This window comes from Nostoc sp. CCY0012 (assembly GCF_963920855.1).
Taxonomy (GTDB): Bacteria; Cyanobacteriota; Cyanobacteriia; order Cyanobacteriales; family Nostocaceae; genus Cyanocohniella.
This window is the reverse complement of sequence record NZ_CAWUDM010000246.1, coordinates 1-981: the sequence shown is the minus strand read 5'-3', so window position 1 is coordinate 981 and position 981 is coordinate 1. Positions and strand designations below refer to the sequence as shown.

Annotated in this window: 1 protein-coding gene; it reads left to right on the top strand. The window is 43.9% G+C overall.

The genetic code is table 11. The annotated features are described in order from the left end of the window. Nucleotides 1-127 precede the first annotated feature (127 nt). Nucleotides 128-835, top strand: coding sequence for an ROK family protein (locus tag ACM0OS_RS28965; protein WP_414546620.1), 708 nt, complete (start codon nucleotides 128-130; stop codon nucleotides 833-835). The last annotated feature ends 146 nt before the right edge of the window (nucleotides 836-981 follow it).

The following is a 981-nucleotide window of genomic DNA, read 5'->3' as shown; positions in this document are numbered from 1 at the left end:
GCAGGGAGCAGGGAGCAGGGGGGGGAGATACTTCTGGCTATAACCAAAATCTTACCTAGTCCCCAGTCGCTAACCTCTAGCCCCTAGCCCCTAAAACACCAAGCAGTAAACAAAAGGACAAAACTCAATGTTGGAAGATAACGGATCTATTCGTACCCTATCTGTTGATATTGGCGGTAGTGGTGTCAAAGCTATAGTTTTGGATATCACGGGTACTCCAGTGACGGAAAGGAAACGTTTAGATACTCCCCAACCTGCTAAACCAGAGACAATTATCAATGCCATCGCCGTGTTAGCATCTGCCCAAGGTGAATTTCATCGTGTGGCTGTAGGTTTTCCCGGTGTGGTACGCTGCGGGGTGACAGAAACAGCAGCCAATTTAGATCGAGATTGGATTGGTTTTGATTTGGAATCAGCGTTATCACAACGTCTCCATAAACCTGTACGAGTAATTAATGATGCCGATATGCAGGGATTTGGCGCAGTTGCAGGTAAAGGCGTGGAATTGGTAATAACTTTGGGTACAGGGTTTGGTTCGGCTTTATTTGTAGATGGCAAATTGGTACCGAATATGGAAATGGGACATCATCCGTTTCGTAAGGGAAAAACTTACGAAGAACAATTGGGACGTGCAGAGTTAGAAAAAATTGGTGAGAAAAGATGGAACAGACGTTTAGATAAGGCGATCGCTTCTTTACAAAGTTTGTTCAATTATGATTACCTTTACATTGGTGGTGGTGAAGCTGTGCGGGTAAATCTTCAGCTACCTTTAAATGTCAAACTCATCCCCAATATTACTGGTTTATTGGGTGGAATTGCTTTGTGGCGAAATTAGAAATTAGCTAGTAAAGGGGTGCTGGGGAAGCAAATACAAGAAACGCCGGAAAAATGCGCGTATTTCTTATCCAGTAGATATTGTCAGCATTTAACCAGCAATAAGAATTATTTTCTTTTCTCCCCTGCTCCCCCGCTCCCCACTCC

Bases quoted from the DNA above. Each gene is read 5' to 3' on its own strand.
- ACM0OS_RS28965 (WP_414546620.1), top strand. From the start codon at position 128: ATGTTGGAAGATAACGGATCTATTCGTACCCTATCTGTTGATATTGGC.